At 38.8% G+C, this 8,900-nt stretch carries 5 protein-coding genes and 1 tRNA gene; all 6 read left to right on the forward strand.

Annotated elements, in window-relative coordinates:
* Positions 1-41 precede the first annotated feature (41 nt).
* The 6 genes from BFU02S_RS12960 to BFU02S_RS12985 all read left to right on the forward strand — a co-directional run bounded on the left by BFU02S_RS12960 (position 42) and on the right by BFU02S_RS12985 (position 8,679).
* A tRNA-Glu gene (locus BFU02S_RS12960) sits at positions 42-113 on the forward strand.
* A gap of 593 nt (positions 114-706) precedes the next feature.
* Positions 707-2,656, forward strand: a complete 1,950-nt coding sequence (gene glgB / locus BFU02S_RS12965; protein WP_066371359.1) for a 1,4-alpha-glucan branching protein GlgB — start codon at positions 707-709, stop codon at positions 2,654-2,656.
* Positions 2,598-3,746, forward strand: a complete 1,149-nt coding sequence (locus tag BFU02S_RS12970) for a glucose-1-phosphate adenylyltransferase (protein ID WP_066371360.1) — start codon at positions 2,598-2,600, stop codon at positions 3,744-3,746. The genes glgB and BFU02S_RS12970 overlap by 59 nt, the downstream gene beginning before the upstream one ends.
* Positions 3,747-3,816: 70 nt before the next feature.
* Positions 3,817-4,848, forward strand: coding sequence for a GlgC family sugar phosphate nucleotidyltransferase (locus BFU02S_RS12975; RefSeq protein WP_066371363.1), 1,032 nt, complete (start codon positions 3,817-3,819; stop codon positions 4,846-4,848).
* A complete protein-coding gene (gene glgA, locus BFU02S_RS12980) occupies positions 4,845-6,296 on the forward strand; it encodes a glycogen synthase GlgA (RefSeq protein ID WP_066371364.1) in 1,452 nt (483 codons plus the stop codon). Before BFU02S_RS12975 ends, glgA begins: the two co-directional genes overlap by 4 nt.
* Positions 6,286-8,679: a glycogen/starch/alpha-glucan phosphorylase gene (locus BFU02S_RS12985; protein WP_066371366.1), complete on the forward strand. Its 2,394-nt coding sequence runs from the start codon at positions 6,286-6,288 to the stop codon at positions 8,677-8,679. Before glgA ends, BFU02S_RS12985 begins: the two co-directional genes overlap by 11 nt.
* The last annotated feature ends 221 nt before the right edge of the window (positions 8,680-8,900 follow it).

Raw genomic sequence — 8,900 nt, forward strand, 5'->3', positions numbered from 1 at the left:
TAACCGACGCGAGGGTTCAAATCCCTCCTTCTCCGCCATTAGGCCCCTTGGTCAAGCGGTTAAGACACCGCCCTTTCACGGCGGTAACACGGGTTCGAATCCCGTAGGGGTCATAAGAAAAAGCTGATGACAATTACTCATCAGCTTTTTTGTATTTTAAATTATTTCGTTCACTTTGTTTCAATTATGCATATAAATGCCGATTTTTAAATACCGGAACCGATTTTTTGCTCTTCATTTACCAATGAAGAATATTTTTTATTACTTCTGAGTTTTGTTCTTCATTCCTGGCATAAAAGATATAACGCGGACTGCTAAACCAATTTTACTCCTTTATCTTCCTTTTAATATTCTCCTTACACACGATATTCCGGGAAATAATTCAATTCATCCTTCCTTTTAATATCAAAATAAAAAACTAATTCAATAATAGAATTAAAAATTTCCCCTTCTTATGAAGCAAAAAACGTTATTTTCCCAAAAAATATTATTCTAAAAATAATATTCTTAAAATATTTTTTCTACATTTATGTTGAATGTTGTAGGATTTCTTGTCGAAATAAAATGAGTCCAGTCGACTGAAATCGAAATGTATCATTATTTCTGATAAATTGTCTGAAAAGATAAAAAAGTATTTGAAGAATATTTGGAAATTACCTTTATAATTTAAATGTAATATATATTTTCAATGAGGATGAGGAGAGCCATGACAGTGAACACATTATTTCCTACGGATTATCAGCTGCATCTATTTCATGAGGGAAATCTTTTTCAAAGTCATCTGCTTTTTGGCGCTCATATCCATAAGGATTCCGATCGAGTATTTACACGATTTTGCGTATGGGCTCCTAACGCCAAATTAGTAAGGCTTGTAGGAGATTTTAATAGCTGGAATGGTCAAGGATATGAAATGAGGAAGGTAAATGATGAGGGAGTATGGGTTATTATTGTCAATCAGGACTTAGAAGGACGTATGTATAAGTATGAAATTTTCTCACAAACTGGTGAAACACTTCTAAAATCTGATCCATATGCATTTTACTCGGAGTTAAGACCCAATACTGCCTCAATTGTTTACTCATTTAGCGATTTCCAGTGGCAGGACATACATTGGATGAATCGCAGGTCCCAAAGGAATGATTTGTCCGAGCCCATTGTCATTTATGAGATACATTTGGGATCTTGGAAGACTAAACCCGATGGCAGTCATTTTACATATAAAGAATTGGCTGACGAACTTATTCCTTACGTAATTGATCATGGTTTCACACATATTGAAATATTACCTCTAGTAGAACATCCGCTTGATGCTTCGTGGGGGTATCAAGGAACAGGATATTTTTCGGTAACCTCTAGATTTGGGACACCGGATGATTTCAGGTATTTTGTTGACAGATGCCATCAGAATGGGATTGGTGTCATTCTTGACTGGGTTCCTGGACATTTTTGCAAAGACGCCCACGGGCTATACCGCTTTGATGGCACACATCTGTATTCTTATCAGCATGCAAGGGACAGAGAAAATGTTGTATGGGGAACAGCTAATTTTGATCTTGGAAAAGGTGAAGTGCAAAGCTTTCTGATTTCAAATGCCCGCTTTTGGATCGATTATTTTCATATTGACGGGTTTCGGATGGATGCTGTTGCCAATATTATCTATTGGCCGAATGCCACTTCCGGAAAACATATAAATCCTTATGGGATAGCTTTTTTGAAAAAGCTGAACAAAGAAGTCCATGAATACAATCCGAGTTTTTTAATGATTGGAGAGGACTCTACAGATTTTCCACAAGTTACTGCACCCATTCATTATGGAGGCTTGGGTTTCGATTATAAATGGAATATGGGATGGATGAACGACATTCTTAAGTATATGGAAACTCCTCCATACTATCGTTCACATGAACACAATAATGTAACGTTTTCACTCTTATATGCCTTTTCAGAAAATTTTATGCTTCCCTTTTCCCATGATGAAGTCGTCCATGGGAAAAAATCATTGCTTGATAAAATGCCGGGAGATTATTGGGAAAAGTTTGCCCAACTGCGGCTGCTGCTCGGGTATATGTTTACTCACCCCGGGAAAAAGCTTTTATTTATGGGATTTGAATTGGGGCAGTTTGCTGAATGGAAAGATAAAGAACAGCTGGATTGGAATTTGCTGGAGTATGATATGCATCAAAAATTAAATGCCTATGTCAAAATGCTGATTAAGTTATACAAACGTTCCAAAGCATTATATGAATTAGATCATTTGTACGACGGTTTTCAATGGATTGATGCCAATAACAATACGCAGTCCATTTTTTCCTTCATCCGTAAAGGAAAAAAAGCAGAAGACATATTAATTATCATCTGTAATTTCACTGGTATTAGCTATCCGGAATTTCGCATTGGAATTCCGGGTTCAGGGGAGTACCGGGAGATTTTCAATAGTGATCAAGAGGAATATGGCGGTGCGGGGTTCGTTAATAAAAAGATCTTGTTAGCGGAGGAAGTACCATTTCACAATCAGCCATTTTCAATTCATCTATCGATTGCACCATTTGGATTTCAAATTATAAGACCAGTAAAAAAACGTAAGGAGAGAAAAGGGAATGGCAAAGAAAAAGTGCGTAGCCATGCTGTTGGCAGGAGGAAAAGGCAGCAGACTTAATTCACTGACAAAGGATCTGGCAAAGCCTGCTGTACCATTTGGGGGGAAATATCGGATTATTGACTTTACCTTAAGTAATTGTACAAATTCAGGAATTGATACTGTAGGGGTGTTAACCCAATATCAGCCATTGTTATTAAATTCCTATATTGGAATTGGCAGCGCATGGGACCTTGATCGCAAGGATGGCGGCGTAACCGTATTACCTCCATACAGCGAGTCTTCCGATGTAAAGTGGTATACGGGAACAGCAAGCGCCATTTTTCAAAATTTGAATTATCTGAGGCAATATCAGCCTGATTATGTGTTAATTCTTTCGGGTGACCATATCTATAAAATGAATTATGAGGATATGCTCAATTATCATATTGAGAAGAAAGCCGATGTAACGATCTCTTTAATTGAAGTACCATGGGATGAGGCAAGTCGTTTTGGCATCATGAATACAGACCAAAATATGAGGATTATAGATTTCGAGGAAAAACCGAGTCAACCGAAAAATAATCTAGCTTCGATGGGCATTTATATTTTTAACTGGCATATACTTCAAGAATATTTGGAAATGGATGACCGCAAATCCAATTCTTGTCATGATTTTGGGAAAGATATCATCCCGGCAATGTTGAAATCAAACAAAAAAATGTTTGCTTATCCATTTAAAGGGTATTGGAAAGATGTAGGAACCATTCGAAGCTTATGGGAAGCGAATATGGATTTATTAAAAGAAGATTGCGAATTAGACTTGTTTGATTATGATTGGAGAATTTATTCCGTAAATCCAAATCGGCCGCCGCAATATATTGCTCCCAGTGCGATTGTAAAGGATTCCTTAATTAATGAGGGATGTACAATTGAAGGGGATATCGATCATTCTGTACTATTCCATGGAGTAGAAGTAGGAGCTTACTCCCGAATTAAAGAATCCGTTATAATGCCCGATACAGTAATTGGAAAAAACTGTTTTATTGAAAAAGCAATCGTTCAGTATGATTGTGCCATACCAGATGGGACAGTGATCCGTCCGCTTGATGATGAAATTATTCTTGTTACAAGAGAAATGTTAAGCGGACTCAGGTCTGCAGCGAATTAAATACTAAATTTAGCTTAAGTTTCGAAGGCAATGGGGCAAGTCTTTAATAAAAATCTGGAGGGAATATGGAGTGAAGAGAAAGCTGTTAGGCGTCATTGATGCTACTACCTATCATGAAGATCTAGAAGATTTAATAATCCACCGTTCACTTGCAGCCTTACCGTTTGCAGGACGCTATCGAATCATTGATTTTATCCTTTCGAATATGGTTAATTCAGGGATTAGAAGCGTGGCCATTTTCCCTAAAATGCAATATCGGTCGTTGATGGATCACTTAGGTTCAGGGAAAGAGTGGGATTTAAACCGCAAGCGCGATGGTTTATTCTTTTTCCCGTCATCCATTATAGATGCTGATCCACACCGTGTCGGTTCGTTTGAGTTGTTTGCTGCCAATATGGATTATTTTTACCGCAGTACACAGGAATACGCCATTATTGCTAATTGTTATACGGTTTTTAACATGAATTTCCGTTCACTCATGGAATGGCACGAAGAATCAGGCTGTGATATTACTGAAATCCATGATCGAAATGGAAGACCACTAGAAATTTATTTAACAAAAACTTCTTTATTAATAAAGTTAATCGAAACGAGACTCCAAACCGGATATACATGCATGAAGGATGTTGTGACTGACATTCATAATGAGTTTAGCATTTGTCACTATCAATATGATGGGTATGCTGCAATGATCGATTCCATTGAAAATTATTACACTACCAGTTTGAATTTATTGCAATCAGAAGTTTGGAAAGAATTATTTGCTAAAGAGCGGCCTATTTTTACAAAAGTGAAAGATGAGCCACCGACGAAATATTTAAATGGATCGTCTGTCAGAGGCTCGATGATTGCTAACGGCTGTATTATCCACGGAACAGTAGAAAATAGCATTGTTTCCCGCGGGGTCAAAATCGGCAAAGGCACCGTTATTAAAAATTGCATTATCATGCAGAAGTGCCAAATTGAAGATAATTGTTATTTAGATTCAGTCATTCTTGATAAGGACGTCATGATCGAAGCCGGAACCCATTTAACAGGGTCAGCCCGTTCGCCGTATGTTGTTCGCAAAGGGATCAAGCAAGGAGCGTTGATGAACTCGTGAAAGTATTATTTGCTGTTTCAGAATGTGCCCCATTTGCCAAATCTGGAGGACTTGCAGATGTTGCAGGTTCCCTCCCTAAAGAATTAATGAAACTTGGTACAGATGTCAGGGTCATGCTTCCAAAGTACGGAACCATTTCCGATGAATATAAAAAGCGCATGAAGAAGATTAAGGAATTTACCGTATCGGTCGGTTGGCGCAAGCAATATTGCGGAATTGAAGAACTTGAGCACAGAGGAGTTACTTATTACTTTATCGATAATGAATACTATTTTAAGCGGGAAGGCTTCTATGGTTATTTTGATGATGGGGAGAGGTTCGCATATTTTAGCCGCTCTGTTCTTGAAGCGTTGGCTGAGCTAGAATTTTATCCGGATGTACTTCATTGTCATGATTGGCATACAGCTATCATTCCTTATCTTTTAAGAATGGAATATTATAAGCGAAAAGGTTATGGATTGATTCGGACTGTATTTACGATTCATAATCTGCAATTCCAAGGGATCTTTCCAAAAGTGGTGTTGGAGGATTTATTAGGGCTTGATGACCGTTCTTTCCACCCTAGCCATTTGGAGTTTTTTGGGAATGTCAATTTTATGAAAGGCGGGCTTGTCGCTTCCGACAAAATTACTACGGTGAGCCCTACTTATAAATATGAAATTCAAACTCCAGCCTTTGGCGAAAAGCTTGATGGTCTTTTGAGGGAGCGCGATGAGGACCTTCTTGGTATCTTAAACGGAATCGATGAGGAATTCTATAATCCAGCTGACGACCCTTATATTTTTCAAGCCTATACTGCTTCAAGCCTACAAAAAAAGGCAGTGAATAAGCGTGAAATTCAAAAGCAATTTGGTCTGAAGCAAAGTGCCGGTACGCCTTTAATCGTAATGATTTCACGTCTTACAAAGCAAAAGGGACTGGATCTTGTCAAATGTGTCCTAAGAGAAATTTTACATGAAGACTTGCAGTTCATTATTCTCGGTACAGGCGAATGGGAATTTGAAGAATATTTACGGCAGGCTGCCAGAGTCTATCCAGAAAAATTAAAGGTTTATACAGGATTTGATGAAGCCCTGGCCCATAAGTTATATGCTGCAGCAGATTTGTTCTTAATGCCTTCTATGTTTGAACCATGTGGACTAGGACAATTGATCGCGATGAGGTATGGTGCGGTCCCGATTGTTCGTGAAACAGGGGGCTTAAATGATACGGTGAAAGCATGGAATGAATTCACAGGAGAAGGAAATGGCTTTTCATTTAAAAACTTTAACGCCCATGACATGCTTTATACCATTCAGCGAGCATTAACTTTCTATAAGAATCGGAAAGCGTGGAACTCCATTGTGAAGCAGGCGATGGAAATAGATTATAGTTGGGCTCAATCAGCATTCCGCTATAATCAGCTTTACGCTGAGATTGTCACAGGGAGTGTTACACATGTTTTCTAACAAGGAGAAATTTAAGGAATCGTTTTGCAAACGGCTTGAAATGTTATACAACAAGAGTTTAGCGGAAAGTACAGCACGGGATCATTATGAAACTCTTGGCCAGATGGTTCGTGAATTTGTCAGTAACGATTGGATCGCTACGAACGAACGTCAACTCGCTTCAACAGGAAAACAGGTCTTCTATTTATCGATTGAATATCTGCTCGGAAAACTGTTAAGACAAAATTTAATTAATCTCGGCGTTGAAGAAGTGGTTGAAGAAGGTCTTAACGAATTGGGAATTTGTTTAACAGATCTAGAGGAATTGGAGTCGGATGCGGGCTTAGGAAATGGCGGTTTAGGAAGGCTGGCAGCCTGTTTTTTGGATTCCCTTGCCTCCTTGAATCTTCCTGGTCATGGACATGGCATCCGCTATAAACATGGCTTGTTTGAACAGAAAATAGTTGATGGCTACCAAGTGGAACTTCCGGAACAATGGCTGAAGAGCGGCAACGTTTGGGAAGTTCGTAAGGCAGATTTGGCGGTTAAAGTGCGTTTTTGGGGAAAAGTGGAATCAAATATGGAAAATGGACGCCTAACGTTTCATCATTTAAATGCTGAAACGGTAACAGCTGTTCCGCATGATATGCCAGTCATCGGGTATCAATCGACAACTGTTAACACATTGCGATTATGGAATGCTGAGCCTTCGCAATTCCCCATTCATGATGATATCTTAAAGTATAAGCGTGAAACGGAAATGATTTCGGAATTTTTATATCCGGACGATACCCATGATGAAGGAAAAATTTTGCGATTAAAGCAGCAATATTTTCTAGTTTCCGCCAGTATTCAGTCCATCCTGAAAAACTACCGAAAACAACATGGCAGATTAGATGATCTACATGAACATATTTGCATTCATATTAACGATACACATCCAGTTCTTGCCATTCCAGAATTAATGAGAATTTTGATTGATGAGGAAGGTTTTGATTGGGACCAGGCATGGCACATTACAACCCATACTATTTCGTATACGAATCATACGACCCTTTCCGAGGCATTGGAAAAATGGCCGATCCGTATTTTTCAGCCGCTGCTGCCGAGAATTTATATGATTGTAGAAGAGATTAATGAGCGGTTTTGCCGTGAACTGTGGGATGAGACCCCAGGTGATTGGGATCGCATAGCCGGGCTTGCCATTATTGCTGACGGTTTCGTAAAAATGGCTCATTTGGCGATTGTCGGGAGCTTTAGTGTGAATGGTGTAGCCAAGCTTCATACGGAAATTCTCAAGAAGCGCGAGATGAAATCTTTTTATCAGCTTTATCCGAAAAAGTTTAATAATAAAACCAATGGAATCGCCCACCGCCGCTGGCTGTTAAAAGCGAATCCGAAATTAGCTTCTTTCATAACGGAATTGATTGGTTCATCCTGGATCCAATCAGCGGAAGAACTTTCACAATTACTGCACTATCAAAATGATACTGCAGTATTGGAAGAATTAAGAAAGATAAAAAAGGAAAATAAGGGGCAACTTTCCAAAATTATTTTGGACAAGACTGGCGTTGCTGTGGATACTCATGCAATATTTGATGTTCAGGTAAAACGACTTCATGCTTATAAACGCCAACTTCTTAATATCTTGCATATCATGCATCTTTATAACCGGATCAAAGAGGATTCAAGTTATTCCATGGTTCCAAGAGTCTTCATTTTCGGTGCAAAAGCATCTCCTGGATATTATTATGCTAAAAAGATTATTAAGTTAATTAATTCAGCAGCAGAAATAATCAACAATGATCCGGATGTTGGCGGGCGGATGAAGGTTATTTTTCTTGAAAACTACCGGGTTTCCTTGGCAGAAAAAATCTTTCCGGCTGCCGATGTAAGTGAGCAGATCTCCACCGCAAGCAAAGAAGCTTCCGGTACTGGTAACATGAAATTTATGATTAACGGCGCTTTAACTGTAGGGACATTAGACGGGGCGAATATTGAAATACGGGAACTTGTTGGTGATGAAAATATATTTACCTTCGGGCTGACCTCCGATGAAGTACTTCATTATTATCAGCATGGAGGGTATGAATCCGTAGGGTATTATCATCATGACTCGAGGATCCGTCAAGCAGTCGACCAGCTTGTAAACGGCTTTTTTCCAGGTGTTTATAATGAATTTGAGCCAATTTTCGACTCGCTCCTTGGGGAAAACGACCAATATTTTGTGCTGAAGGATTTTGCACCATATGCAGACATTCAGCTCAAAGTAGGTGAAACCTATTTGGACACCATAAAATGGCAAAAAATGAGTTTAACTAATATTGCCAATGCTGGCTCGTTTTCAAGCGACCGGACGATTAAGGAGTATGCTGAGGATATATGGCGAATTAAACCGTTATAAGAGATTTTTCCGGGGGCAGTGAGTCGTTAATTGTAACCTGAAAATTCTTAAAGGTTTTATAGAAAAGGCATTTTATGTAGGATTTGTCCTTCATAACCTTGGATGAAGGACAATTCTTATGTTGAAAAAACCGAGAAATGTCCTTCATAACCAGGATGAAGGACATTTTTCATGATGGAACAACCGAGAATTGTGCTTCATAACTAGGATGAAGGACATTT

It is taken from the genome of Neobacillus fumarioli NBRC 102428 (genome assembly GCF_001591485.1).
In the GTDB taxonomy this organism is placed as follows: Bacteria; Bacillota; Bacilli; order Bacillales; family Cytobacillaceae; genus Neobacillus; species Neobacillus fumarioli.